Origin of the sequence: Escherichia sp. Marseille-Q3837 (assembly GCF_916618735.1) — a bacterium.
Lineage (GTDB): Bacteria > Pseudomonadota > Gammaproteobacteria > Enterobacterales > Enterobacteriaceae > Escherichia > Escherichia ruysiae.
On record NZ_CAKAKC010000001.1, the window covers coordinates 3,618,663 to 3,645,571 of the forward strand.

Below are 26,909 nucleotides of genomic sequence, written 5' to 3' on the forward strand. Positions count from 1 at the left end.
GTATTACCGCCCGTTTTTTATTTAGCAAGGAAGTGACATATGAGTCAGGACAGTAACGTTTTATCCCGCTCTTTCGTCGGTATTGGTTTGGTACTGCTCGTTATTTCTGTTGTTATATTTTACAACCAGTTCACCTATACCAAAAATGCGATGCATACCGAAGGGGTCATTGTTGATGCCGTCTGGTACAACAATCATTCAAACGACGTCGGTGATAATGGTTCCTGGTATCCAGTGGTTGCCTTTCGCCCTACACCAGATTACACGCTAATTTTTAATTCAAATATTGGTAGTGATTTTTATGAAGATAGCGAAGGTGACAAAGTCAATGTCTATTATCCGCCAGGGCATCCAGAAGAAGCCGAAATAAACAATCCCTGGGTTAATTTTTTTGAATGGGGCTTTGTTGGCATAGCAGGCATTATTTTCGGTGGTATCGGTCTGATAATCATGGTCCCCTCCTCTAAAAAATCACGCAGGAACAGGAAGTCCCGCCCATGAAAAAATTCATACGAGTAAAAGTTAAAAGAGGCCAATAAAGTGCGCGTGTATTATGCCGGATGCGGCGTTAACGCCTTATCCGGCCTACAAAACCCGCAAATTCAATTAATTGCGCCCTATCGTAGGCCTGATAAGCGTAGCGCATCAGGCAATTACTCCTGATTTATAATCCCTTCAGCAACTTTTCAACAAACTCTGGCACCACCTGGCTTGCCGGGCCGTAATATTTCTCGGCAAATTCGTTACCAACCTGGCTCGGCTCAAGATTGAGTTCCACGGTGTGCGCGCCATGCAATTTTGCTTCATGAACAAAACCGGCCGCCGGATAAACATGCCCGGATGTGCCAATGGCAATGAAAATATCCGCCATCGCCAGTGCCATATAAATTTCATCCATACCAAGCGGCATTTCGCCAAACCACACCACGTGCGGGCGCAGCGGAGCCGGAAACTGGCAGCAATGACATTTATCTTCTGGCGTAACATCACCAGTCCAGTCGAGAACCTGCCCGCTTTGCGAACAACGTACTTTCAGCAATTCTCCATGCATATGAATCACATTGGTATTGCCTGCGCGTTCATGCAGGTTATCGATATTCTGCGTCACCAGCAAAAAGCGGTCGCCGAGGGCATCTTGCAGTTTAGCCAGCGCAAGATGCGCGGCGTTAGGCTGTATTTCTGGCTGCTGTAACTGTCGGCGACGAGCGTTATAAAACGCTTGCACCAGTTCAGGGTCGCGATCAAAGCCCTCTGGCGTCGCAACATCTTCAACACGATGTTCTTCCCACAGGCCATCTGCGGCGCGAAAGGTACGAATACCTGATTCCGCAGAAATACCAGCCCCTGTCAGTACGAGTACTCTTGGTTTTTCCATTGCTTCCGACACCACTTTATCTCTGAAAAAAATACGCTGACGTAAACGCTCCCGCAGGCGGCGTTTATTTTTACGAAAACGACTTAACCGATGACCCCGACGCGACAGCATAGCAACCTCTGTTGTTTAATCGGTTAGATGTAGGAAGGCAGCTCCACGCATTCCGCCTGCATCACCGTGGCGCGCGCGTTCAATGCGCGGAACACGAGCTACAGGTAAGAGATGACGAGGCAGCCTGTCCGCCAGTTGCGTTGTGATTGCCGGGAAATTGGATAAACCACCGCCAATGACCACCAGATCAGGGTCAATAATGGTCAGGATGTTTCCCAGACAAACCGCTAATAGATCCAGATAACGCTCAACATGCGCCCTTGCCTGCTCATCGCCTTGATCATAAAGCGCAATAATTTCGGGAGCCTGCAACGGTTGATGATAATAGTGTTGATACAGCCACGCAAAACCGCGACCAGACAGATAATTTTCAATGCAGCCATGCTGACCACAGCCGCAGCGGCGTAATGGGAAATCAAGCCCCATCATGGTTAACGCATCGACCGGCAGACGCATATGACCAAACTCGCCGGTAATATAGCTTTTACCCGTCACCGCTTTACCGTTAAACACCAGTCCACCGCCAACGCCGGTGCCGAGAATTAACCCCATCACCAGCGGATATTGGGTAAATTCATCATCCCAGGCTTCAGAAAGGGCAAAACAGTTCGCGTCATTATCAAGTCGCACATCGCGCTCAAGACGTGCGCTCAGGTCGGCACGCAGCGGTTTACCGCTGGCAGCGGGGACATTGGCGGCATACAGCGTGCCATCTTCTGTTTCCGGCATTCCCGGAATACCGATGCCGACAGAACCTTTACAGCCAAAACGCTGATCGGCTTCGACGACCAGCTCGCACACTGCATCTAAAAATGCGTCATAGCTGTCACGCGGTGTCGGCACCCGCTTTTCCCACTGCAACTGCCGACTGCTATCAAATACGCCAAGCGCAATTTTTGTTCCACCAATATCAAACCCGTAATACATTGCCGCTCCTTGTTTTAATGTACTGCCTTTACTGGCCGCTAAGGACTCGCGCAGGGTCAATATTGCTGGCGCGCCGCGCCGGATACCAACTTGCCAAAAGACTCAGCAACAATGCTGTGACCAGTACGTAGAAGACATCCAGCCAGTGCAATTCCGATGGCAGGAAGTCAATAAAATAGATATCGCTGGAGAGGAACTGATGACCGATCAGCTTTTCAATCCACTCGATGATCGGAGTAAGTTGCAGCGAAACCACTACGCCGATAATCACACCACACAAGCTGCCGAACAACCCTGCCAGTAATCCATACCAGACAAAAATGGCGCGAATTAAACCGTCTTTCGCGCCCAGCGTTCTTAATACTGCGATATCGCCACTCTTGTCTTTTACCGCCATCACTAAAGTGGAGACGATGTTGAAACAGGCTACGCCAATCACCAGTACCATCGCCAGATACATAATGGCGCGGATCATCTGGATATCACGATACATATAGCCGTAAGTGCCGATCCAGCTCTTGATATAAACATAGCTATTGGTCACTTCGCCCGCGTCACGCACCAGTTTGTTGGCGTTAAATACATCCGTCATTTTAAGGGCAATACCTGACACACTGGAACCCATATCAAGATATTGTTGGGCATCCGCCAGCGGGATCATGGCAAAACTGTGATCGAGTTGACCGCTCAGCTGCAAAATTCCGGCAATTTGCAAGCGCACACGTTTTGGCTGCATCAGTTTATGCTCGGGATTCGAATTTGGGATCATGATCGACACCCAATCGCCCTGCTTCACTTTTAACGCATCCGCTACGCCTTTGCCGATAATAATCTGCTGCTCACCGGCTTTAAAATTGTTCCAGGCATCACCCTGGACAAACGAGGGCAGCGCACTTAGGCGCTGTTCCTGTTGCGGATCAACCCCTTTAACCTGAAGCGCGCGCAGATTTGCTCCGCTTTCCACCAGCCCCGTGAAATTGATATACGGCGCAGCAGCGGCAATACCTGGCACTTTTTGCACGTTATCCAGTGCTTCCTGCCAGTTAGTCCACGGCTGATCCACTGCTTCAATTTCGCCATGCGGTACTACCGCCAGAATGCGGTTATTCAGTTCACGTTCAAAGCCGTTCATCGCGCTTAAGCCGACGATCAATACCGCCACGCCAAGTGCAATGCCAATGGTAGAAATGACGGAGATCAGCGACACCATGCCGCCACGCCGCCGTCCGCGACTAAAACGCAGACCAATTAATAACGATAAAGGCATCGCCATTACTCCGCCCCCATCAGGCTCAGTTCCGCCGTCAGACGACCATCACGCATTTCTAACTGGCGGCTCATACGTTTCGCCAGTTGCAGGTCGTGAGTAACCACCAGGAAGGCGGTGCCCTGCAAGCGATTCAATTCCCCAAGCAACTGGAAGATGCTATCGGCGTTACGTGCGTCAAGGTTACCGGTAGGTTCATCTGCCAGTACCAGACGCGGGTTATTGACCAGCGCACGGGCAATCGCCACACGCTGACGTTCGCCGCCGGAAAGTTCGGATGGACGGTGATTCGCGCGATGCTCCAGCCCCACCGCTTTTAGCATTTCCAACGCTCGACTGTTGATTTCAGCGGGCTTTTTCTTGCCAATCAGCAGCGGCATAGCTACGTTTTCCAGGGCGGTAAAATCCGGTAGCAGGTGGTGAAACTGATAAATAAAGCCCAGCTTCTGGTTGCGCAGTTCTGCTTTTGCCGCCGACGACAGTTTGCTCATCGGCTGACCGCTAAAAATCACATCGCCGGAAGTTGGCGTATCCAGCCCGCCCAGCAGGTGCAGTAAGGTACTTTTACCGGAACCTGAACTGCCGACGATAGCCATCATTTCGCCTTCACCCACGCTGAAACTGACATTGTGCAGCACGTCGGTTTGCACACTGCCTTCCTGATAGCGTTTGCACAGGTTGTCGCATTGCAACAGGATCTTATTCATAACGTAAAGCCTCAGCGGGTTGTGTGGCGGCAGCGCGCCATGAAGGGTAAAGCGTAGAAAGCAGCGCGATAGCCATCGCCACCAGCGCAATAATAATGACCTGTAAAGGTTCGATAGCGACCGGCAGCGCCGCGCCATCAAGCAGGACGCCGATTATCGGCATCAGATTATTCAACTGGCTGGCAAGCAGCGCACCAAGCGCCGCGCCCAGGATCGCACCAATAATTCCGGCGCTGGCACCCTGTACCATAAAGACCATCATGATTTGTCGCGGAGTTAAACCTTGCGTTTGCAAAATCGCCACTTCGCCCTGCTTCTCCATCACCATCAGCCCCAGCGAGGTAATAATGTTAAACGCCGCAACGGCGACAATCAGGCTCAGCAGCAAGCCCATCATATTTTTTTCCATACGCACGGCCTGGAACAGCTCACCTTTACGGTCGCGCCAGTCCTGCCATTTACTGCCTTCTGGCAGTTTTTGCTGGCTTAACGAATCCACTTTCAGCGGCTCATCCAGCCACAGACGCCAGCCGGTGATATTACCTGCCGGATAACGCATCAGACGCGAGGCATCCTCAATATTCACCAGCATTTCATAGCCGTCGACTTCACTGTTGGCGGCAAAAGTGCCAATCACATTGAACAGACGCTGACTTGGAATACGCCCCATCGGCGTGAACTGGCTGGCAGAAGGCACCATCACGCGGATTTGGTCGCCGCGATTGACACCTAACTGTGAGGCAAGCTGTTCACCGAGGATGACATTATATTTCCCCGGCTCGAGGTTGGCTTGCTTCACATTGACCAGATACGGGGTTAGCGGATCTTTTTGCGCCGGATCGATACCTAGCATGACGCCAACCGCCACGCTGCGTGCGCTTTGCAGCACCACATCACCAGTAGTGATAGGCGCGACGCGATTTACGCCGTCCAGTTTGACTGCCGATTCAGGGAGTTTCTGCGGGTTAAGAGAGCCCTGCTCCGAAGAGAGGATCGCCTGTGGCATCAGGCCAAGGATGTTGTTTTGCAGCTCGCGCTCAAAGCCGTTCATCACTGACAATACTGTGACCAGCGCCATCACCCCGAGGGTAATGCCGATGGTAGAAAGCCAGGAGACGAAACGACCGAAGCGATCCGCTGCACGCCCACGCATGTAACGCAGGCCAATAAATAGAGCGACAGGTTGGTACATGAAATCCGTCTGGTTGCTGTTAGCAAAGACACGAGTATATAAGCGAAAGCAGGATGGGTAAACGCCTGAACTGTAAGTGATCATCAGGGCTAATCTGAAAAGCATCCATAAATCAATCGGCTAAATTGCCATATTTTACCAGCAGGCTTGCAGCCTGATCTTAATCTGAAAAATCATCTAATACAGACAGATACCCATTACACCTCGGTTAATAACCAGCAGGATCAGTTGTTGGTAAATTAATAAAAGAGCGTGTTCTTCTGATGAAACAAAAAGAACTATGGATTAACCAGATCAAAGGGTTATGCATCTGTCTGGTGGTGGTTTATCACTCGGTCATTACCTTTTATCCGCATATGACCACTTTTCAGCATCCGTTATCGGAAGTCCTGAGCAAATGCTGGATCTATTTCAATCTTTACCTTGCGCCCTTCCGTATGCCGGTTTTTTTCTTTATCTCCGGCTATTTGATTCGCCGCTATATCGACAGTGTGCCGTGGGGAAATTGTCTCGATAAACGGATCTGGAGCATCTTCTGGGTGCTGGCGCTGTGGGGTATCGTCCAGTGGCTGGCGCTGAGCGCACTGAATCAGTGGCTGGCACCTGAGCGCGATTACAGCAATGCCTCAAATGCTGCTTATGCCGATTCCACCGGTGAGTTCCTGCACGGGATGATCACCGCCAGCACCAGCTTGTGGTATCTGTATGCTTTAATTGTCTATTTCGTGGTGTGTAAAATTTTTAACCGCCAGGCGCTGCCATTATTCGCCCTGTTTGTACTGATGAGTGTGGCTGTTAATTTCGTTCCCACGCCGTGGTGGGGAATGAACAGTGTGATCCGCAATTTGCCTTATTACAGCCTTGGCGCTTGGTTTGGCGCAACATTAATGACCTGTGTTAAAGAAGTACCGTTGCGCCGCCATCTGCTGATGTCTTCGCTGCTGGCCGTTCTGGCGGTCAGTGCCTGGTTGTTTAACGTGTCGCTACTCCTGTCGCTGGTATCGATTGTGGTGATCATGAAGCTGTTTTATCAGTACGAGCAGCGTTTCGGTATGCGCTCCTCCAGCCTGCTGAATGTGATTGGTTCCAACACCATTGCCATCTACACCACCCATCGCATTCTGGTAGAGATATTCAGCTTGAGTCTGATTCCGCAAATGAACGCGGCGCGCTGGTCGCCGCAACTCGAACTGACGCTCCTGCTGGTTTACCCCTTTGTCAGTTTGTTGATTTGTACTGTTGCTGGCTTGTTGGTACGCAAAATTTCACAACGCGCATTCAGCGATCTGTTGTTCTCCCCGCCTTCTCTGCCTACAACCAGTTACTCTCGCTAAGCCATCGCCCCAGCCGGGGCGATTCAATTTGCTAAACCATGTCGATTCCGGATAATGAACAGCATTGCTTATCAGAGATATGCCCCCATATGTTGAGGCATATCCTAACGAGAATCTGACAACCGTTATGCCTGAACAATATCGTTATACGCTGCCCGTCAAAGCGGGTGAACAGCGTCTGCTGGGCGAGTTAACCGGCGCTGCCTGTGCGACGCTGGTAGCGGAAATTGCCGAACGTCACGCCGGACCGGTGGTGCTCATCGCACCAGATATGCAAAATGCTCTGCGTTTGCATGATGAAATCAGCCAGTTCACCGACCAGATGGTGATGAATCTGGCGGACTGGGAAACCCTCCCTTACGACAGTTTTTCGCCTCATCAGGATATTATCTCCTCGCGTCTTTCCACCCTTTACCAGTTACCAACAATGCAGCGTGGTGTACTGATTGTTCCGGTGAATACGCTTATGCAGCGCGTTTGCCCGCACAGTTTTCTCCACGGCCATGCGCTGGTGATGAAAAAAGGTCAGCGCCTGTCACGAGATGCATTGCGTACCCAACTGGACAGCGCCGGTTATCGTCATGTTGACCAAGTGATGGAGCACGGCGAATACGCCACGCGCGGCGCGTTGCTGGATCTCTTCCCGATGGGGAGTGAGCTACCTTATCGTCTTGATTTCTTTGATGATGAAATCGACAGCCTGCGGGTGTTTGATGTCGATAGCCAGCGCACGCTGGAGGAAGTAGAAGCGATCAATCTGCTGCCCGCCCACGAATTTCCGACCGATAAAGCGGCAATTGAACTGTTCCGCAGCCAGTGGCGCGATACCTTCGAAGTAAAACGCGATCCAGAACATATTTATCAACAAGTGAGCAAAGGCACATTGCCTGCCGGGATCGAGTACTGGCAACCGCTGTTCTTCAGCGAACCGTTGCCGCCACTGTTCAGTTATTTCCCTGCAAATACACTGCTGGTGAATACTGGCGATCTGGAAAACAGTGCCGAACGTTTCCAGGCTGACACGCTGGCGCGTTTTGAGAATCGCGGCGTCGATCCGATGCGTCCACTACTGCCGCCACAATCGCTCTGGCTGCGGGTCGATGAACTGTTCTCAGAGCTGAAAAACTGGCCGCGTGTACAGCTAAAAAATGAACATTTACCGACAAAAGCAGCGAATGCCAATTTAGGCTTTCAGAAACTGCCAGACCTTGCCGTTCAGGCGCAGCAAAAAGCCCCGCTGGATGCGCTGCGTAAATTTCTTGAATCTTTCGACGGCCCGGTGGTGTTCTCGGTAGAAAGTGAAGGTCGCCGTGAAGCACTCGGTGAACTGCTCGCCCGTATTAAAATTGCTCCGCAACGCATTATGCGCCTCGATGAGGCCAGCGACCGTGGGCGTTATCTGATGATTGGCGCTGCCGAACATGGTTTTGTCGATACGGTGCGTAATCTGGCACTGATTTGCGAAAGCGATCTGCTCGGTGAACGCGTTGCCCGTCGTCGTCAGGATTCTCGCCGCGCCATCAACCCCGATACACTGATCCGCAACCTCGCGGAACTGCATATTGGTCAGCCGGTGGTGCATCTGGAGCACGGTGTCGGGCGCTATGCCGGAATGACCACGCTGGAAGCTGGCGGCATTACCGGCGAGTATCTGATGCTCACCTATGCCAACGACGCCAAACTGTATGTTCCGGTGTCGTCGCTGCATCTGATTAGCCGTTACGCGGGTGGTGCAGAAGAAAATGCCCCGCTGCATAAACTTGGCGGCGATGCGTGGTCACGCGCTCGGCAGAAAGCGGCAGAAAAAGTGCGTGATGTGGCGGCGGAATTGCTGGATATCTACGCTCAACGCGCCGCCAAAGAGGGGTTCGCGTTTAAACACGATCGTGAGCAATATCAATTGTTCTGCGACAGCTTCCCGTTCGAAACCACGCCGGATCAGGCGCAGGCCATTAATGCGGTGCTTAGCGACATGTGTCAGCCGCTGGCAATGGATCGTCTGGTGTGCGGCGATGTTGGCTTTGGTAAAACAGAAGTAGCGATGCGCGCCGCTTTCCTGGCGGTAGAGAACCACAAGCAGGTGGCGGTGCTGGTGCCAACAACTCTGCTCGCGCAGCAGCATTACGACAACTTTCGCGACCGTTTCGCCAACTGGCCGGTACGCATCGAAATGATCTCCCGTTTCCGCAGCGCCAAAGAGCAGACGCAAATCCTTACGGAAGTGGCGGAAGGGAAAATCGATATTCTGATCGGTACGCACAAACTGCTGCAAAGTGACGTCAAGTTTAAAGATTTAGGCCTGCTGATTGTCGATGAAGAACACCGCTTCGGGGTGCGTCATAAAGAGCGCATTAAAGCGATGCGCGCGAACGTGGATATTCTGACACTTACCGCAACGCCGATCCCACGAACGCTGAATATGGCGATGAGCGGAATGCGCGATCTGTCGATTATCGCCACGCCGCCCGCTCGTCGTCTGGCAGTTAAAACCTTTGTCCGTGAGTATGACAGTCTGGTGGTCAGAGAGGCTGTCCTGCGTGAAATTCTGCGCGGGGGACAGGTTTATTATCTCTACAATGATGTGGAAAACATCCAGAAAGCCGCCGAACGGCTGGCAGAACTGGTGCCAGAAGCGCGGATCGCCATCGGTCACGGGCAGATGCGTGAGCGCGAACTGGAACGGGTGATGAATGATTTCCATCATCAGCGTTTTAACGTGCTGGTTTGTACCACAATTATCGAAACCGGGATCGACATCCCTACCGCCAACACCATTATTATTGAACGCGCAGATCACTTCGGTCTGGCGCAGCTGCACCAGTTGCGCGGCCGCGTCGGACGTTCGCATCACCAGGCATATGCATGGCTGCTGACGCCGCACCCGAAAGCGATGACTACCGATGCGCAAAAACGTCTCGAAGCGATTGCTTCTCTGGAAGACCTTGGCGCGGGCTTTGCGCTGGCAACGCACGATCTGGAGATTCGCGGCGCCGGTGAACTGCTCGGCGAAGAACAAAGTGGCTCGATGGAAACTATCGGTTTCTCGCTTTATATGGAGTTGCTGGAAAATGCCGTCGATGCACTGAAAGCCGGACGCGAGCCGTCGCTCGAAGATCTCACCAGCCAGCAAACGGAAGTCGAACTGCGGATGCCGTCGCTGTTGCCGGATGACTTCATTCCTGATGTAAATACCCGTCTGTCGTTCTATAAACGTATTGCCAGCGCCAAAACGGAAAGCGAGCTGGAAGAGATCAAAGTCGAACTTATCGATCGCTTCGGCCTGCTGCCGGATCCGGCGCGAACCCTACTGGATATTGCCCGTCTGCGCCAGCAAGCGCAGAAGCTGGGGATCAGGAAGCTGGAAGGGAACGAGAAAGGCGGTGTGATCGAATTTGCTGAGAAGAATCACGTGAATCCTGCCTGGCTGATTGGTTTGCTGCAAAAACAGCCGCAGCATTACCGCCTTGATGGCCCGACGCGCCTGAAGTTTATTCAGGATTTGAGCGAGCGGAAAACGCGAATCGAATGGGTGCGCCAGTTTATGCGTGAACTGGAAGAGAACGCGATCGCTTAATGGTAAATTGGGGGCGTTTCTTCGCCCCCATCCCCAACATTTACAAATTCTTTGCACTTCCCTGCACTATCCGACACTGTCACCATCCATAATTCAGACTTATCTTTTTATTACAATAACCTTATATTTATTATGGACTTTTGGTGATGATCAAAACGCGTTTTTCTCGCTGGCTAACGTTTTTTACGTTCGCCGCTGCCGTGGCGCTGACGCTACCGGCAAAAGCCAACACCTGGCCGCTGCCGCCTGCGGGCAGTCGTCTGGTGGGCGAAAACAAATTTCATGTGGTGGAAAATGACGGCGGTTCGCTGGAAGCGATCGCCAAAAAATATAACGTCGGTTTCCTCGCTCTGTTACAGGCTAATCCCGGCATTGATCCGTATGTACCGCGCGCAGGCAGTGTGTTAACCATTCCATTGCAAACTTTACTGCCAGACGCGCCGCGTGAAGGCATTGTGATCAACATTGCGGAGTTGCGTCTCTATTACTACCCACCGGGCAAAAATTCAGTGACCGTGTACCCCATCGGCATTGGTCAGTTGGGGGGTGACACGCTGACGCCGACAATGGTGACTACCGTTTCGGACAAGCGTGCAAACCCAACCTGGACGCCGACTGCAAACATCCGCGCCCGTTATAAAGCCCAGGGGATTGAGCTTCCACCAGTCGTTCCGGCAGGACCGGATAACCCCATGGGCCATCATGCGATTCGTCTGGCGGCCTATGGCGGTGTCTATTTGCTTCACGGTACGAACGCCGATTTCGGTATTGGTATGCGGGTAAGTTCTGGCTGTATTCGTCTGCGTGATGACGATATCAAAACACTTTTCAGCCAGGTCAGCCCCGGCACCAAAGTGAACATTATCAACACGCCGATTAAAGTCTCCGCCGAACCAAACGGCGCACGTCTGGTGGAAGTGCACCAGCCGCTGTCAGAGAAGATAGATGACGATCCGCAATTGTTGCCGATTACGCTCAACAGTGCGATGCAGGCATTTAAAAATGCTGCGCAAACTGACGCCGAAGTGATGCAGCACGTAATGGACATGCGTTCCGGAATGCCGGTTGATGTGCGTCGTCATCAAGTGAATCAGCAAACGCTGTAAATCGCGGACAAAAAAATCCCCGCAGCACAGGGTGTTGCGGGGAAATAGCAGCAATAACAGGCATTAATGAGGGTTAATGCTTATTTATAAATTACTGCCGTTCCGTGGAGGGTATTCGGACCGGTTACTGAAGTAATACGGAAAGATTTTGCGCCCATCTCATCTGCTTTTTGTGCCAGTTGTTCTTCCAGCGATCCCAGATTTGTCCCCGCGTTAGCACTGATAGTGCCCACTTTTTGTTGACCTTCTGGTGTTGCCTGAACTTCGACAGCCGCAAAGCTGGCAAATGACATGGAGCTTAAAATCGCCGCAGCGATGAGGGTTTTTACATTTTTCATAATAGTGACCTTATGCAGATGAATAGCGTCGCAAGCAATTACTTAACGATCGATAACTAAATGATAGATGTGATCTTGATCACATACAAGATGTTTTTTATAACAATCATTAGTTAAATTAAAACCCTTTGAATTTCAGTTAAATAGAGGGAAATTATTTTTCTGTCTTCTGGACTGGTGAACGGAAGTGATTATTTTTATAATAACCGTTCATTCACAGCTACAAGGTACAACGGCATCATGGCAACTGACTCAACACATTGTGTAAAAAAAAGCCGTGGTCGCCCAAAAGTGTTCGACAGGGAAGCCGCGCTTGATAAGGCCATGAAGTTGTTCTGGCAGCATGGTTATGAAGCCACTTCTCTTGCCGATCTCGTCGAAGCGACCGGAGCCAAAGCGCCAACGCTATATGCGGAGTTCACCAATAAAGAGGGATTATTCCGCGCCGTACTTGATCGCTATATCGACCGTTTTGCCGCAAAGCACGAAGCACAACTGTTTTGTGAAGAGAAAAGCGTGGAGTCTGCGCTGACTGACTATTTCGCTGCCATCGCCAACTGCTTTACCAGCAAAGACACCCCTGCTGGCTGCTTTATGATCAACAACTGCACCACGCTCTCCCCGGATTCAGGAGATATCGCCAATACGTTGAAATCACGCCACGCGATGCAAGAACGCACCTTGCATCAGTTTTTATGTCAACGCCAGGCGCGCGGGGAAATCCCTGCCCACTGTGACGTAACGCATCTGGCGGAATTCCTTAACTGTATTATTCAGGGGATGTCGATCAGCGCCCGCGAAGGCGCATCGCTGGAAAAACTGATGCAGATTGCCCGAACCACTTTGCGTTTATGGCCGGAACTGGTGAAATAAAGCGCAAAAAAAGCCCCTCAGCCTGAGCGAATGAGGGGCTAAATTGCAGAGTACAGCCTTGTTATACTTTGTTATTCAGAACCAGTTGTCCGTTGTTATCTAATTGGATTTGTGTACCCGGATCGCGGTCCATACGGATTTTGCCCTGCTGATCGCCAATCTTATAGGTCACGTCATAGCCGAGCATTTTTTCTGACTTGTCATACACCGTTTTACAACGCTGTTGGGTGGTGGTGTAAGTATCACGTTCCTGGAGAGAGCCCTGAATCTGGTTACCAGCATATCCACCACCAAGCGCCCCGACGACTGTAGCAACATCCTTACCGCGACCACCGCCAAACTGATGCCCTATCACCCCACCAGCCACAGCGCCCAGAACCGAACCCGCAATGCGATTTTCATCCTGCACCGGTCGGCGATGAGTCACTGTGACATTGCGGCACTCCTGGCGCGGTGTTTTAACCGTTTCCTTGATTGGGATTGCAGAAACAACCTGAGCGTATTGCGGGCCACGTTCAAACACGTTCAGGCTGGCCACTGCCGCTACGCCCAGCGCAGCCGCGACACCAATCCCGATACCCGCCAACATTGATTTATTCACGGGAACACCTCCTTCTTTGCAGTTATGTCAATCATGCAAGCGAAGGGGTGAAACAACCATCAGACAGAAGATGAAAAGCGCAGGAATGGCAGGAAATACTTAAGGATTCGGAGAAGTCTGAGGGAATGCCTGATGCGACGCTTAACGCGTCTTATCAGGCCTGCCGCTCATACTATTTATCCTGGGCGGATAAGGCATTTACGCCGCATCCGCCAGTACAAGTTGATTAATGCAGTTTCAAACGCGGACGGATAACGCGGTTGATACTCCCCACCAGCATCATTAATCCGGTTTTAAAGTAACCATGTAGCGCAATCTGATGCATTCGGTACAGCGAGATATACACAAAGCGCGCAATACGTCCTTCAATCATCATTGAGCCGCGCGTCAGGTTACCCATCAGGCTACCGACGGTAGAGAAGTTCGACAGCGATACCAGCGAACCGTGATCTTTATACTGATAATTTTTCAGCGGTTTGCCATTCATCTGCGCCAGAATATTGTTCATTGCGCAGGTAGCCATCTGGTGTGCGGCCTGAGCGCGCGGCGGAACAAAACCCCCTTCCGGACGCGGGCATGACGCACAGTCGCCAATAGCATAAATGTCTGGATCGCGCGTGGTTTGCAGCGTCGGTTCCACCACCAGCTGGTTGATACGGTTGGTCTCCAGCCCACCAATATCCTTCAGGAAATCTGGCGCTTTGATCCCGGCAGCCCACACCATCAGATCAGCCTCAATATATTCGCCATCTTTAGTGTGCAGCCCCCCTTCATCGGCGCTGGTGACCATGGTTTGCGTCAGCACGCGAACGCCCAGTTTCGTCAACTCATTGTGGGCGGCAGCAGAGATACGTGGCGGCAGCGCAGGCAAAATACGTTCGCCCGCTTCTACCAGCGTTACGTTCAACGCTTCGTTGGTCAGGCCTTTGTAACCGTAGCTGTGCAGTTGCTTGACGGCGTTGTGCAATTCAGCGGAGAGTTCTACACCCGTCGCGCCGCCGCCAACAATCGCAATATTCACTTTGCCATTCGCGCCCAGGTTGGCGGAGTATTTCAGGAACAGATTCAGCATCTCCTGATGGAAACGACGCGCCTGATGCGGGTTATCGAGGAAAATACAGTTCTCTTTTACACCCGGCGTATTGAAATCGTTAGAGGTGCTGCCCAGCGCCATCACCAGCGTGTCATAGGCGATTTTACGTTCCGGAACCAGCAGTTCACCTTTTTCGTCGCGCAGTTCTGCAATAGTGATTGTTTTCGCTTCACGATCAATATCAATTACGGAACCCAGCTGGAACTGAAAACCATGATTACGCGCATGAGCCAGGTAGCTCAGTGCATCGACGCCTTCATCAAGCGAGCCAGTCGCCACTTCGTGCAGCAGCGGTTTCCACAGGTGGCTGTGGTTACGATCGACCAGCGTAATTTTGGCTTTTTTCTTGCGTCCCAGCTTATGCCCCAGCTGTGTCGCCATTTCCAGCCCACCAGCACCGCCGCCGACAATCACAATTTTTTTCAATGGCGTAGTCAACGTGACCCCCTTAAATTTATTAACCAATTGTTAATTAATAGTTATTAAGATAGCTCTTAATTAACAACAGGTTACAGCAATGAAAATGTTCTTCGCTATTGAGAATAACATGAATGGTGCATTGGTCATACCAAAATTGATGTTAATCAAGTTTTGTTGCTGAAAAGATAGGCGACTTTACCGGGTGAGATCAAAAAACAGAGTTTATTGTTTATTATTTAAGCGGACTCGGGAGAGTGAGGCGTATATAGAGGGCAGTTGGTGGGCCGGATAAGATGCGCAGCATCGCATCAGGCATTGGTACACGGCTGTCGGATGTGGCGTGGACGCTTCATCCAACCTACAAAATCCGGGGCGCATCAGATATAGGCAAGGTTACCTGATGCGACCGAGGATAGCTTTAACCGAGGGTTTTGAACGCCTTAATGCGCTGCAAATGCGGAGAGATATTTTTGAATTTGTGCGTCTGATCTTCGTCCCAGACAATCTCGTAATAATGATGCAACTCTTCAGATGTCCGCTGACTATTAAGCGCCTCATCATTACGCGACAATATCACCAGACAACGATCGCGATTCTTCTCGCGGAAGTTAGTCACACATTTAGTCGCGATGTCGGCGTACTCTTCCGGGCGATCAATCTTCCCTTCCATGTTCTCGTAAGGGAACAAATTAGGGTTGAAGATCACCTGGCGGATATCACAGAGAAAACCAATCCGTTCCGCCCAGTATCCGCCCAGACCAACGCCGCAAATTAGCGGGCGCTCGTCAACATTCAGTTGCAGCATTTTGTCTACTTCTTTGAGCAGATGCTGCATATCATGTTTCGGATGCAGAGTGCTGTAGCTTATCAAGCGTACATCCGGGTCAATAAACTGCAATTGTAAAACTTTCTCGTGGTTACCCGGACTGTTAGAGTCAAAACCGTGTAAATAGATAATCATCGCTTCCTCACATAAGCCAGGGTTAGTGACCTGCTTTCTCTTCCTGCCAGCGTTCATGTAACTGATTCAGACGGGCGCTGATCTCTTTCCAGCGAGCCGAGTCCATCAGCTCCTGTCGCGAAAATGAACCTTTATGATACAAACGTGTAACACGCTCTGCCTTGATCGGTGACAGATTATCTAACACGCTGACGGCCCCTTTACGATTATTGCAGACCAGGATCATATCGCAACCCGCATCCAGTGATGCCTGCCCACGTTCGGCATAACTGCCCATAATCGCGGCACCTTCCATCGATAAATCGTCTGAGAAAATCACGCCGTCAAACCCCAGCTCCTGACGTAAAACAGTTTTCAACCAGTAGGGAGAACCGCTAGCCGGACGTGGATCAACATCGCTGTAGATCACATGCGCAGGCATAATGGCGTCGAGTTTATTTTCGCGAATTAACGTACTGAAGACCGACATATCTTTGGCGCGAATTTCCGCTTGCGGACGTGGGTCGCACGGTGTCTCTTTGTGCGAATCTGCCGTTACTGCACCGTGGCCAGGAAAATGTTTACCGGTGCTTTTCATTCCGGCTTCATGCATACCATCAATAAACTGGCTGGCGATTGCGAGGGCTTTTTCGGGAGCGGCATGGTAAGAACGCTCGCCTATCGCCGCGCTAATGTGCCCTACGTCCAGCACGGGTGCAAAGCTGATATCAATATCCATGGCGATCATTTCGCTGGCCATCAACCAGCCTGCCTCTTGCGCCAGTTTGCCGCCTTCTTCCATTCCCAACAGCGCAGCGAATGATTGCGCCGCTGGCAAGCGGGTAAAACCTTCACGAAAACGCTGCACTCGCCCACCTTCCTGATCCACCGCCACCACCAGATGATTGCGCGAAGCTGTGCGGATTTGGCGCACCAGTTCGCGTAATTGCGCAGGATCATGATAGTTACGCGTAAAGAGAATCAGCCCTCCCACCAGCGGGTGCGCCAGTATTTCACGCTCTTCCGCGTCCAGTTCGTAACCTTCAACATCCAACATTACTGGACCCACACTGCTCTCCTTATTGTTTTATTGATAGCTGCCGCCAGGTGTCATCGGCAAGCCTGATAAATTGTTGATCGCCGGTTTGTTGCCAACGGTACTCAAACCACCCTGCTTTGAGCATCAGCAACCAGGGAAACCAGCGCCTGACCTGACGCCATAATTGCGCCGGATTAATCTTCGCACGCGCGGCATAGTCATTGACCAATTGCCGATGCTGGTGAGTATTTTCCACCCACACCGCCGCCAGTTCCAGCGCGATATCGCCATCACCGGCATACTCCCAGTCAATGAGTTTTAACCCTGACTCACTATGCACTAAGTTTCCGGCATGAACATCCATATGCAATGGGCTTAAGCGTAATGGCTGTGGTTCCCGTATTTTGCGCAGATGTTTTAATAGTCGCAGCCAATCCGCTGTCCGCCGCGCCGGATCGCTTCGCTGCCAGTACCGTTCCAGTAACGGTAGCAGGGTTATTCGCCAGCCAAAACGCGGTTGTTGATGCAGATAATACAGCAAGCCTGCCAGTTCGTCGGTATCCGGCAATTGCGTTTTTACCTCGCCGGGCAAATAGTCAACCACCATCCAGCCACGGAGATAGAGATGTGGCTTCGGTGCAAGGTATGCCGGTAATCGTGTTAACGCCCGATACTGGCGCAGAAACACGGACTGCGGTGCATCAGGATCGTGAGTCTGACGCACAACGAAACGCAGATCCTGATGTTCAATGAGAAAACTCCCGCCGCTAAGTCCATGATTAAACGTCGCGACGGGATGATACTGCGGGAAATAGCGCGACAATAATTCGTCGCGCGTGATGGGATTATTGTTGCTGAACGGCACCTTTACCTGACCAGATAATTTCACCCGTCTGCACCAGCATGAGTTGCATTTGCAGGGTCGGTGCGTTGACGTTACCAGAGGCACTGGAGTACAGCACATAATGAGCGCCGACGTTACGGGCAATGCCAATCGCTTTACTGCGAGTGCCTAAACTGTCCTGCGGCGACAAACCTAACTGCTGTTTGGCCATTGAAAGCTGTTGGGCAGAAACGAGTGTAAATTTACCGTTATTGGCCAGCGCATTACGTAGCGTTTCAGTCGCTTCTCCAGCATTCAGCGAACCGTTAGTACGGTTATTAACGCTATCAACCAGCAGAACGCTGCCTGCGGTCACACCATCAGCCCCAAGCATTTTACTGACCATCGGCTGCATTGCGCCGTTCCAGTCATAATGACGAATATGCGGCGCAGGCGGTGCAGTTTGATCTTCGTGCTCAATTGGCCCTGGCTGCTGCGGGATCGTCGGCACCGATGGCACGGTTGGTACTGGCTGTTGCGGCTCGGCTGGTTGCTCCGGCGCAGGTTTCACCTCTTCTACCGGTGCAGGTTCTCGAGGCCCCACACACCCGGCGAGAAACATCGCCAGCGCGGTGATTAAGGCGTAGCGACTCATTTTTGTCATCAAGATTCACCCCTTACAAATATAGATAAAGTCTGACTTTGTGCGCCCCCAGATAATTGGCGCTGCCGTACAGAGTTACCGCCGAACGTGCGGGAATGGTAACGCTGCGGGGCGTTTCCAGAGGATGCATCTCCAGCCCTCTGGCGTCATACCAGTAAAAACGATAATGAACGGTAACGGGTTCTTGCCTTTCGTTATAAAGCGTCGAGGATGCTGAAGGCTGAATATCAGACATTGAAAGAACGGGCTTTTCTGCACTGATGCCCGCAGCCAGAAGAGATGACTCCATCACCAGCGACTGTTCTTCATTCACCGGAATTTCCGGATGTGAACGACACCCCACCAGCAATAGCAGCGCCAGAGACACCAGCCCAAAGCATCCTTTTCTCATCGTTACAGACCTTTATGCGCCAGCATTGGGCCAAGAGGACGGCCACCCAGCAAGTGCATATGGATGTGGTACACCTCTTGCCCGCCATGGCGGTTGGTGTTCATGATCAGACGATAGCCATCTTCGGCAATGCCTTCTTGCTCAGCAATTTTTGCCGCTACAGTGATCATGCGCCCCAGCGCCTGCTCATGCTCGGCAGAGACGTCGTTCACGGTAGGAATCAGGATATTAGGAATGATGAGAATATGTGTTGGCGCTTGCGGCGAAATATCGCGAAACGCCGTTACCAGATCATCCTGGTAGACGATATCGGAGGGGATCTCACGACGAATAATTTTGCTGAAAATAGTTTCTTCTGCCACGACATTTTCCTTTTTTAAATAGCCATGCGTTGCGCCATGCTACGCCGCGCCACACTGCGAGTATAGAGTATGGTCGAGTTAAACCCGCTCTTTCAACCTTAACCCACGATTTATTAAGCAAAAAACCGTTTTACTGCCGCATACATCGCCATTATTCCCCTTTATGCCTATGAATGAACCGAAAACACACTTTCTCTTTGGTTTACATGTTAAATATGAATGCGTATATTTCTCATTTGCATTACCATGCAGAATTATTAGCGCGCTAAATATAAACGCTCATCACCTTCCTCTGGAATGAGCCTGACTACAACATAAATCAAGAGATTTCAGATGCTTTCGACACAATTTAACAGGGATAATCAGCATCAAGCCGCAGCCACGCCGTCGCTGCTCGCAGCCTGCATTGCTCTGGCCTTATTTCCTTCCTCCACTCTGGCCGTGCCAACCGCCGAAGAAACGGTGATTGTTGAGGGAGCAACCAATGCTCCAGTTGATGACGAAAATGATTACAGCGTAACGTCTACCTCTGTAGGTACTAAAATGCAGATGACCCAACGTGATATTCCACAGTCGGTCACTATTGTCAGCCAGCAGCGAATGGAGGATCAGCAACTTCAAACGCTGGGCGAAGTGATGGAAAATACCCTCGGGATTAGCAAAAGCCAGGCTGACTCCGACCGTACCCTCTATTATTCGCGTGGATTCCAGATCGATAACTATATGGTCGATGGTATTCCCACCTATTTTGAATCACGCTGGAATCTGGGCGATGCACTCACTGATATGGCGTTGTTCGAGCGTGTAGAAGTGGTGCGTGGCGCGACCGGGCTAATGACGGGTACTGGCAATCCTTCTGCGGCGATTAATATGGTTCGTAAACATGCCACCAGCCGTGAATTTAAAGGCGATGTCTCGGCGGAATACGGAAGCTGGAACAAAGAACGTTATGTGGCGGATTTACAAAGTCCGCTCACGGAAGATGGTAAAGTCCGCGCGCGAATTGTCGGCGGCTATCAGAACAACGATTTATGGCTGGATCGCTACAACAGCGAAAAAACTTTCTTCTCCGGCATTGTGGATGCTGATTTGGGCGAGCTGACCACGCTTTCTGCCGGTTATGAATATCAACGTATTGATGTTAATAGCCCAACCTGGGGTGGCCTGCCACGCTGGAATACCGATGGCAGCAGCAACAGTTACGATCGCGCCCGCAGCACCGCGCCTGACTGGGCGTATAACGACAAAGAGATCAACAAAGTCTTTCTGTCACTGAAGCAACGATTTGCCGATACCTGGCAGGCGACGCTGAATGCCACCCATTCCGAAGTCGAATTTGACAGCAAAATGATGTATGTCGACGCCTACGTAAATAAAGCAGATGGAACGCTAGTGGGACCATATGGCAGCTATGGCCCCGGATTTGATTATGTGGGCGGCACTGGCTGGAACAGTGGCAAACGTAAAGTTGACGCGCTGGATCTGTTTGCCGACGGTAGTTATGAAGTGTTTGGTCGCCAGCACAATCTGATGCTCGGCGGTAGCTACAGTAAACAAAACAACCGCTATTTCAGCTCCTGGGCCAACGTTTTCCCCAATGAAATTGGCAGTTTCTACAACTTCAACGGTAACTTCCCGCAGACCAACTGGGCACCGCAAAGCCTGGCACAGGACGATACCACACATATGAAATCGTTATATGCCGCCACCCGCGTCACCCTTGCCGATCCGCTGCATCTGATCCTCGGCGCACGTTATACCAACTGGCGGGTTGATACGCTGACTTACAGCATGGAGAAAAACCACACCACGCCTTATGCTGGTCTGGTGTTTGACATCAATGACAACTGGTCGACCTACGCCAGCTATACCTCTATTTTCCAGCCACAAAATGATCGTGACAGTTCAGGCAAATATCTGGCGCCGATCACCGGTAACAACTACGAACTGGGTCTGAAATCAGACTGGATGAATAGCCGTCTGACCACCACGTTAGCCATCTTCCGTATTGAGCAGGATAATGTCGCCCAGTCCACCGGAATGCCTATCCCCGGCAGTAACGGCGAAACCGCCTATAAAGCGGTGGATGGGACAGTAAGTAAAGGCGTGGAATTTGAACTTAACGGCGCAATTACCGACAACTGGCAACTGACGTTTGGCGCAACGCGCTATCTGGCGGAAGATAACGAAGGGAATGCCGTTAACCCGAATCTGCCGCGTACCACGGTTAAAATGTTTACCAGCTATCGGTTGCCTGTCATGCCAGAGTTGACGGTCGGCGGTGGTGTTAACTGGCAAAATCGCGTGTATACCGACACCGTGACACCGTATGGCACCTTCCGCGTCGAGCAAGGTAGCTACGCGCTGGTGGATCTGTTCACCCGCTACCAGGTGACAAAAAACTTCTCGTTGCAGGGTAACGTCAATAATCTGTTCGATAAAACCTATGACACTAACGTGGAAGGTTCTGTCGTCTACGGCGCACCACGTAATTTTAGTATTACCGGCACGTATCAGTTCTGATTAACACCTGTAAAAAAGGCAGCCATCCGGCTGCCTTAGTCTCCCCAACATTTTACTGATTAGTTGTTGCGGATGTACTCATCCATCTCGGTTTTCAGGTTATCGGATTTAGTACCGAAAATTGCCTGAACACCAGAACCAGCAACCACTACGCCCGCTGCGCCCAGTTTCTTCAGGCCAGCCTGATCCACTTTGGACACATCAGCAACGCTGACGCGCAGACGAGTAATACATGCATCGAGGTTAGTGATGTTTTCTTTACCACCAAATGCGGCAACCAGAGCCGGTGCCATTTCGCTGGTGCCGGTAGCTTTCGCATCTTCAGTTGCGTCTTCACGGCCCGGCGTTTTCAGATCCAGAGCTTTAATCAGCACACGGAAGATGGTGTAGTAAACAATCGCATAACCAATACCGACAATCGGGAACAGCCACAGTTTGCTGCTGTTACCAGACAGTACGATGAAGTCGATCAGGCCGTGTGAGAACGACGTACCGTCGCGCATTCCCAGCAGAATACAGATTGGGAATGCCAGACCAGCCAGTATCGCGTGGATGATGTACAGGATCGGCGCAACGAACATGAAGGAGAACTCGATCGGCTCGGTGATACCGGTCAGGAACGAGGTCAACGCAGCGGAGATCATGATACCGCCAACTTTAGCGCGGTTTTCTGGTTTAGCAGAGTGCCAGATAGCAATCGCAGCTGCCGGCAGACCGTACATTTTGAACAGGAAGCCGCCAGACAGTTTACCCGCAGTCGGGTCACCCGCCATATAACGCGGAATATCGCCGTGGAAAACCTGACCTGCTGCGTTGGTGTATTCACCAATCTGCATCTGGAAAGGTACGTTCCAGATATGGTGCAGACCAAACGGCACCAGACAACGTTCGATGAAGCCGTAAATACCAAACGCAACTACCGGGTTCTGGTAAGCAGCCCACTGGGAGAAGGTCTGGATTGCGGAACCAATCGGCGGCCAAATGAAGGACAGCACAACGCCAGTAAAGATGGCAGCCAAACCAGAAATGATCGGTACAAAGCGTTTACCGGCAAAGAAGCCAAGATACTCAGGCAGCTTAATACGGTAGAAACGGTTAAACATGTACGCTGCAATCGCACCGGAGATGATCCCCCCAAGTACGCCAGTATCCGCCAGATGTTTAGCGGCAATTTCTTCAGCAGGTAAATGCAGTACCAGCGGCGCGACCACAGCCATGGTTTTTACCATGATGCCATAGGCAACAACTGCGGCAAGAGCGGATACGCCATCGTTATTGGTAAAGCCAAGGGCGACACCGATCGCAAAAATAAGTGGCATGTTTGCAAAGACGGAACCGCCTGCTTCTGCCATAACATGCGATACAACGGCTGGCAGCCAGCTGAAATTCGCGGAACCGACGCCCAGCAGAATACCTGCGATAGGCAGTACGGATACCGGCAGCATCAGCGATTTACCGACCTTTTGCAGGTTAGCAAATGCATTCTTAAACATAATTGAGAGTGCTCCTGAGTATGGGTGCTTTTTACGTTCTCACGCGTGGCAAGGGGGGAGAACCTTGCCGTGTACAGGGCATCTAAGCGCCCTTTATTTATTACACAGAGTAAAATAATTCAGTGTCGATTTGTTTGACGGCTATCACGTTTCAACTTCAGGTCTTTAGCGAAGTTGCACATTTTGACAAAACATATGTCAAGATATTACAAACATGGTTAGCCACCGCCCAATTTGCGGCGGTGAACTTTACTCGTTTTAACCATTAATTACGAGCTTAAAAAAAATTCATTCAACTGATGGACTGAAGGCGGGAAGCGTCGATGTGAAACAGACGGGCGAAGTTATCGGTGGTTACCTGCGCCAGTTCTTCAACGGCAACACCTTTCAACACAGCCATGTATTCTGCAACGTCACGAACCATTGCAGGTTGATTCTCTTTTCCTCGATGTGGCACTGGCGCCAGGTAAGGCGAATCAGTTTCCACCAGGAGTCGATCCAGCGGGACATAACGCGCGGCATCGCGCAGTTGTTCCGCATTACGGAAGGTCACAATGCCGGAAAAGGAGATATAAAATCCGAGATCCAGTAACTTGCCCGCCGTTTCTTTGTCCTCTGTAAAACAGTGTAGTACGCCACCACAATCCGTCACTTTTTCTTCGCGCAGAATAGCCAGCGTATCGGCGCGGGCGTCACGCGTATGGACGATAACCGGCTTGTTCAGTTCGCGACCAATCTGGATATGGTGAATAAAGGATTCTTGCTGACGGACTTTTGTTTCCGGCGTGTAATAATAATCCAGCCCGGTTTCACCCAGCGCAACAACGCCCTCTTCTGTTGCCAGACGGCGTAAATCTTCCACATCGTAGGGATCATTCTGATTTAGCGGATGCACGCCGCAAGAAAAAACGACGTTGTCACGTTCACCGACCAGATCCCGCATATGCAGGTAACCGGGCAATGTTGTGGCGACCGCCAGGCAAAATTTCACATCGCGCGCAGCGGCTTTCGCCAGAACGTCATCCACGTCCTTGTGCAAAGATTCATAATTCAGACCATCGAGATGGCAGTGTGAGTCGACTAAAAACATAATGTCTCTCTTAAAGATGAGGAACCGGTAACACAACACCCGGTTGCAGGTAATGCTCAATACGCAGTAAAAGATCGGTGATGACAAGCTCGCGGTTTACGCCTGTGACAGAAATTAACTGCTCACGACTTTGGCAAACATCCCCCAGTATAGCCTGCAGGCGAGAGGGAGAAAGCTGGTTTGCCAGTGCGGTGACAACACCAGGAACATCAACATTGGTGACTTGTGAAGCACCATAATGGCATTTGAGCGCATCCATCAACAAAGTTGCCAACCAGTGCAGACGCGCCGGAGCTTGTTCGTGGTTCAGTGCCGACAACATCGAATACCAGTCACCCGATTGCACGCTGTGTGCCAATGCCTGACAAAGTATCTCACGTGCCTGCCAGGTATCTCCCTGAAACAACCCCAACGCCGCGCCAGGCGAACCGGCGCTCAGACGCAATGCGGTTATTATGGCCTCTTGTGACATTGTCACTTCACGCGCAAGCCAGCTCACTGCGTACTGTTCTGGCGGCGGTGCAAGGTAATGTAAGCGACAACGGCTGCGCAGTGTTGCCAGTAAGCGTTCAAGTTCTCGTGTAGCGAGGAAAAACCAGGTTTCCGCTGGCGGCTCTTCCAGCGTTTTCAGCAAGGCATTGGCAGCAGCATCGGTCAGCAAGGCGGCATCGGTGACCCAGACAACTTTCGCACCGCCTAATCGTGCGTGTTCATTCAGCTTTTCAGTGACTTCACGCACGGCATCAATGCCCAGAGCATTCTTCCCTTTTTCGGGAGCAAGAGTGTAATAATCGGGATGCGTCCCCGCCTGCATCAACTGGCATCCGCGACAATGACCACAACTTTTGTGCCCCTGCGGTTGTTGGCAAAGTAAATAACGGCTAAGAGCGTAGATTAAGGCATCATCGCCCATGCCAGGTAATGCCTGAATCAGTAGCGCATGGTGACCCCTTCCGGCCTGATAGCTGGCTACCAGTTTTTCGAAATCAGGTCGTAACCATGGATACCATCTCATTCGCCCTGCTCCTTAACCCAGTGAGTCACGGTGGTGCGAATCGCGTCCATGACGGCTTCCAGCGATTGTGTTGCATCAATAGTGTGAATGCTTTTATCTTGTGCAGCCAGTTCCAGATAGCGGGCGCGGGTGCGATTAAAGAAATCAAAAGACTCTTGCTCAATGCGATCCAGCTCGCCGCGCGCGCGCGCGCGCTTAAGGCCGACTTCTGGGGTAACATCGAGATAGAGCGTTAAATCAGGGCGAAAATCCCCAAGAACGGCATCACGCAACGTTGCCAGCATATGTTGGTCAATACCACGTCCGCCGCCCTGATACGCCTGAGTGGAGAGATCGTGGCGATCGCCAATCACCCAGGTGCCGTTAGCCAGCGCAGGTTTGATGACCGTTTCTACCAGTTGAACGCGCGCGGCATAAAACATCAGAACTTCGGCTTTATCGGTAATGACTTCATCGCCTACCGATTTGATATCCAGCACCAGGCTTCTTAACTTTTCGGCAAGTTGCGTACCGCCAGGTTCCCGAGTGAAAACCATGTCGCGGATACCCAGTTGCTCAAGCGTCTCAACCACCACGTTGCGTGCGGTGGTTTTGCCTGCGCCTTCCAGCCCTTCAATGACGATATACTTACTGCGCATTTTTTTCCTTAAGCACTTTCAGATAATCCTGCACAGACTTGTTATGACTGGCAAGATTGGTATTAAACGTGTGACCACCTTTACCATCGGCCACAAAATAGAGATACGGCGTTTTTGCCGGATGCGCAGCAGCCTTCAGCGAATCAGCCCCCGGCGTAGCAATCGCGCCTGGCGGCAAACCGGTAATGGTGTAGGTGTTATACGCTGTTGGCGTTTCCAGATCTGCACGAGAAAGTTTGCCATTATAACGCTCTCCCATCCCGTAAATCACCGTCGGGTCGGTCTGCAGGCGCATACCAATGCGTAAACGGTTGATAAAGACCGAGGCAACCTGATCTCGCTCACTGGCAACGGCGGTTTCTTTTTCGATAATTGATGCCATCGTCACCAGCTGGTTTTTATCTTTATAAGGTAGACCGTCCGCACGCCCTTCCCAGGCGCTATCAACCGCTTTCACCATTTTCTTGTGTGCTCGCTTGAGTAACGCAACATCGGTGGTATTGGCGGTATACATCCAGGTGTCTGGCCAGAACCAGCCTTCAATCCACTCCGGGTTTTCCAGTTCAAGTGCCTGCGCTACGGTGGCGTACTTATCGTCGCTCAGCGTATGCTTGACATACGGTGCCTCACGCAATTGTTTGAGGTAATCGCTCAGACGCATCCCTTCCACCAGGCGTAGTGGAAACTGTGCTTCTTTACCGCTTTCCAGCAATTTCAGCATCTCACGCACAGTCATCTGCGGTGTAAAGCGGTAAGTTCCGGCTTTGAAATGAGAAAGATCCGGCTCGATACGCAACAGCCATTGAAATACCCGTGGGCGATTGATGATCTTATCGGCATAAAGCTGTTCACCGAGCGCCAGACGTCCGGTTCCCGGTTTGAGGGTAAATATCGTCTCTTCTTTAATAAGTAATTTGCTGTCGGCGAGATGGCGAACCTTCCAGACGCCCACACCAGCGGCGATACCCAGTACCACCAGCAATAACAAGACAATCAATAACACTTTTTTCATG

The 26,909-nt window shown here is 51.3% G+C and carries 25 protein-coding genes; 6 read left to right on the top strand and 19 right to left on the bottom strand.

The window, feature by feature from the left end; translation table 11 throughout:
* Positions 1-39: 39 nt before the first annotated feature.
* A complete protein-coding gene (locus LG381_RS17560; protein ID WP_105289695.1) occupies positions 40-501 on the top strand; it encodes a DUF3592 domain-containing protein in 462 nt (153 codons plus the stop codon).
* A gap of 163 nt (positions 502-664) precedes the next feature.
* Here the strand turns inward: LG381_RS17560 and cobB are convergent, their stop codons facing one another.
* Genes cobB through lolC form a run of 5 tightly spaced genes read right to left on the bottom strand, consistent with a single transcriptional unit; the run spans position 665 to position 5,579 of the window.
* A complete protein-coding gene (gene cobB / locus LG381_RS17565) occupies positions 665-1,486 on the bottom strand; it encodes a Sir2 family NAD+-dependent deacetylase (protein WP_032225396.1) in 822 nt (273 codons plus the stop codon).
* A 15-nt stretch (positions 1,487-1,501) separates the two neighbouring features.
* Positions 1,502-2,413: an N-acetylglucosamine kinase gene (nagK, locus tag LG381_RS17570; RefSeq protein ID WP_032225397.1), complete on the bottom strand. Its 912-nt coding sequence runs from the start codon at positions 2,411-2,413 to the stop codon at positions 1,502-1,504.
* A gap of 28 nt (positions 2,414-2,441) precedes the next feature.
* Positions 2,442-3,686 (bottom strand): lipoprotein-releasing ABC transporter permease subunit LolE, encoded by a 1,245-nt coding sequence (gene lolE / locus LG381_RS17575; protein WP_001251371.1) that lies wholly within the window; start codon positions 3,684-3,686, stop codon positions 2,442-2,444.
* On the bottom strand, positions 3,686-4,387 hold the full coding sequence (gene lolD / locus LG381_RS17580; protein ID WP_001033706.1) for a lipoprotein-releasing ABC transporter ATP-binding protein LolD: 702 nt from the start codon (positions 4,385-4,387) through the stop codon (positions 3,686-3,688). The genes lolE and lolD overlap by 1 nt, the downstream gene beginning before the upstream one ends.
* On the bottom strand, positions 4,380-5,579 hold the full coding sequence (gene lolC, locus LG381_RS17585) for a lipoprotein-releasing ABC transporter permease subunit LolC (protein WP_000284716.1): 1,200 nt from the start codon (positions 5,577-5,579) through the stop codon (positions 4,380-4,382). The genes lolD and lolC overlap by 8 nt, the downstream gene beginning before the upstream one ends.
* A gap of 263 nt (positions 5,580-5,842) precedes the next feature.
* Here lolC and LG381_RS17590 point away from each other — a divergent pair, with 263 nt between their 5' ends.
* The 3 genes from LG381_RS17590 (at position 5,843) to ldtC (ending at position 11,593) form a co-directional block, all read left to right on the top strand.
* Positions 5,843-6,913, top strand: coding sequence for an acyltransferase family protein (locus LG381_RS17590; protein ID WP_225762703.1), 1,071 nt, complete (start codon positions 5,843-5,845; stop codon positions 6,911-6,913).
* A gap of 127 nt (positions 6,914-7,040) precedes the next feature.
* A complete protein-coding gene (mfd, locus tag LG381_RS17595) occupies positions 7,041-10,487 on the top strand; it encodes a transcription-repair coupling factor (protein ID WP_225762704.1) in 3,447 nt (1,148 codons plus the stop codon).
* A gap of 143 nt (positions 10,488-10,630) precedes the next feature.
* Positions 10,631-11,593: a L,D-transpeptidase LdtC gene (ldtC, locus tag LG381_RS17600; protein ID WP_225762705.1), complete on the top strand. Its 963-nt coding sequence runs from the start codon at positions 10,631-10,633 to the stop codon at positions 11,591-11,593.
* Between the two features lie 80 nt (positions 11,594-11,673).
* Here ldtC and bhsA read toward each other — a convergent pair whose 3' ends face one another.
* Positions 11,674-11,931, bottom strand: a complete 258-nt coding sequence (gene bhsA / locus LG381_RS17605) for a multiple stress resistance protein BhsA (protein WP_000800147.1) — start codon at positions 11,929-11,931, stop codon at positions 11,674-11,676.
* Between the two features lie 240 nt (positions 11,932-12,171).
* Between bhsA and comR the strand changes: the two genes are divergently transcribed.
* A complete protein-coding gene (gene comR, locus LG381_RS17610) occupies positions 12,172-12,804 on the top strand; it encodes a TetR family copper-responsive transcriptional repressor ComR (RefSeq protein ID WP_032225406.1) in 633 nt (210 codons plus the stop codon).
* Positions 12,805-12,865: 61 nt separating this feature from the next.
* Here comR and LG381_RS17615 read toward each other — a convergent pair whose 3' ends face one another.
* From LG381_RS17615 to hinT, 8 genes are all read right to left on the bottom strand, one after another.
* On the bottom strand, positions 12,866-13,405 hold the full coding sequence (locus tag LG381_RS17615) for a glycine zipper 2TM domain-containing protein (RefSeq protein WP_024212421.1): 540 nt from the start codon (positions 13,403-13,405) through the stop codon (positions 12,866-12,868).
* Positions 13,406-13,631: 226 nt separating this feature from the next.
* Complete coding sequence (ndh, locus tag LG381_RS17620; RefSeq protein ID WP_000211045.1) at positions 13,632-14,936, bottom strand: NADH-quinone dehydrogenase; 1,305 nt, start codon at positions 14,934-14,936, stop codon at positions 13,632-13,634.
* Between the two features lie 400 nt (positions 14,937-15,336).
* Positions 15,337-15,879: an alpha/beta hydrolase YcfP gene (gene ycfP, locus LG381_RS17625; RefSeq protein ID WP_000587921.1), complete on the bottom strand. Its 543-nt coding sequence runs from the start codon at positions 15,877-15,879 to the stop codon at positions 15,337-15,339.
* 22 nt (positions 15,880-15,901) lie between these two features.
* Entirely contained in the window at positions 15,902-16,927 is a 1,026-nt protein-coding gene (gene nagZ, locus LG381_RS17630) for a beta-N-acetylhexosaminidase (protein WP_225762706.1), read from the bottom strand.
* Between the two features lie 10 nt (positions 16,928-16,937).
* On the bottom strand, positions 16,938-17,762 hold the full coding sequence (thiK, locus tag LG381_RS17635) for a thiamine kinase (protein ID WP_225762993.1): 825 nt from the start codon (positions 17,760-17,762) through the stop codon (positions 16,938-16,940).
* Positions 17,743-18,384 carry a penicillin-binding protein activator LpoB gene (lpoB, locus tag LG381_RS17640; protein ID WP_000164436.1) on the bottom strand — a complete coding sequence of 214 codons (642 nt, stop codon included), beginning with the start codon at positions 18,382-18,384 and terminating at the stop codon, positions 17,743-17,745. Before lpoB ends, thiK begins: the two co-directional genes overlap by 20 nt.
* 13 nt (positions 18,385-18,397) lie before the next feature.
* The gene (locus LG381_RS17645) at positions 18,398-18,775 is read right to left on the bottom strand and encodes a YcfL family protein (protein WP_001225287.1); all 378 of its coding nucleotides are present in this window, start codon (positions 18,773-18,775) and stop codon (positions 18,398-18,400) included.
* A gap of 2 nt (positions 18,776-18,777) precedes the next feature.
* Positions 18,778-19,137 (bottom strand): purine nucleoside phosphoramidase, encoded by a 360-nt coding sequence (gene hinT / locus LG381_RS17650; RefSeq protein WP_000807125.1) that lies wholly within the window; start codon positions 19,135-19,137, stop codon positions 18,778-18,780.
* Positions 19,138-19,470: 333 nt separating this feature from the next.
* Between hinT and fhuE the strand changes: the two genes are divergently transcribed.
* Positions 19,471-21,660 carry a ferric-rhodotorulic acid/ferric-coprogen receptor FhuE gene (fhuE, locus tag LG381_RS17655; protein ID WP_032225412.1) on the top strand — a complete coding sequence of 730 codons (2,190 nt, stop codon included), beginning with the start codon at positions 19,471-19,473 and terminating at the stop codon, positions 21,658-21,660.
* A 59-nt stretch (positions 21,661-21,719) separates the two neighbouring features.
* Here fhuE and ptsG read toward each other — a convergent pair whose 3' ends face one another.
* The 5 genes from ptsG to yceG all read right to left on the bottom strand — a co-directional run bounded on the left by ptsG (position 21,720) and on the right by yceG (position 26,908).
* A complete protein-coding gene (gene ptsG, locus LG381_RS17660; protein WP_000475698.1) occupies positions 21,720-23,153 on the bottom strand; it encodes a PTS glucose transporter subunit IIBC in 1,434 nt (477 codons plus the stop codon).
* Positions 23,154-23,445: 292 nt separating this feature from the next.
* On the bottom strand, positions 23,446-24,243 hold the full coding sequence (locus LG381_RS17665; protein WP_000480284.1) for a metal-dependent hydrolase: 798 nt from the start codon (positions 24,241-24,243) through the stop codon (positions 23,446-23,448).
* Between the two features lie 10 nt (positions 24,244-24,253).
* Positions 24,254-25,258, bottom strand: a complete 1,005-nt coding sequence (gene holB, locus LG381_RS17670; RefSeq protein WP_085460627.1) for a DNA polymerase III subunit delta' — start codon at positions 25,256-25,258, stop codon at positions 24,254-24,256.
* Positions 25,255-25,896 (bottom strand): dTMP kinase, encoded by a 642-nt coding sequence (gene tmk, locus LG381_RS17675; RefSeq protein WP_001257008.1) that lies wholly within the window; start codon positions 25,894-25,896, stop codon positions 25,255-25,257. The genes holB and tmk overlap by 4 nt, the downstream gene beginning before the upstream one ends.
* Positions 25,886-26,908 carry a cell division protein YceG gene (yceG, locus tag LG381_RS17680; protein ID WP_225762707.1) on the bottom strand — a complete coding sequence of 341 codons (1,023 nt, stop codon included), beginning with the start codon at positions 26,906-26,908 and terminating at the stop codon, positions 25,886-25,888. The genes tmk and yceG overlap by 11 nt, the downstream gene beginning before the upstream one ends.
* Position 26,909 lies beyond the last annotated feature (1 nt).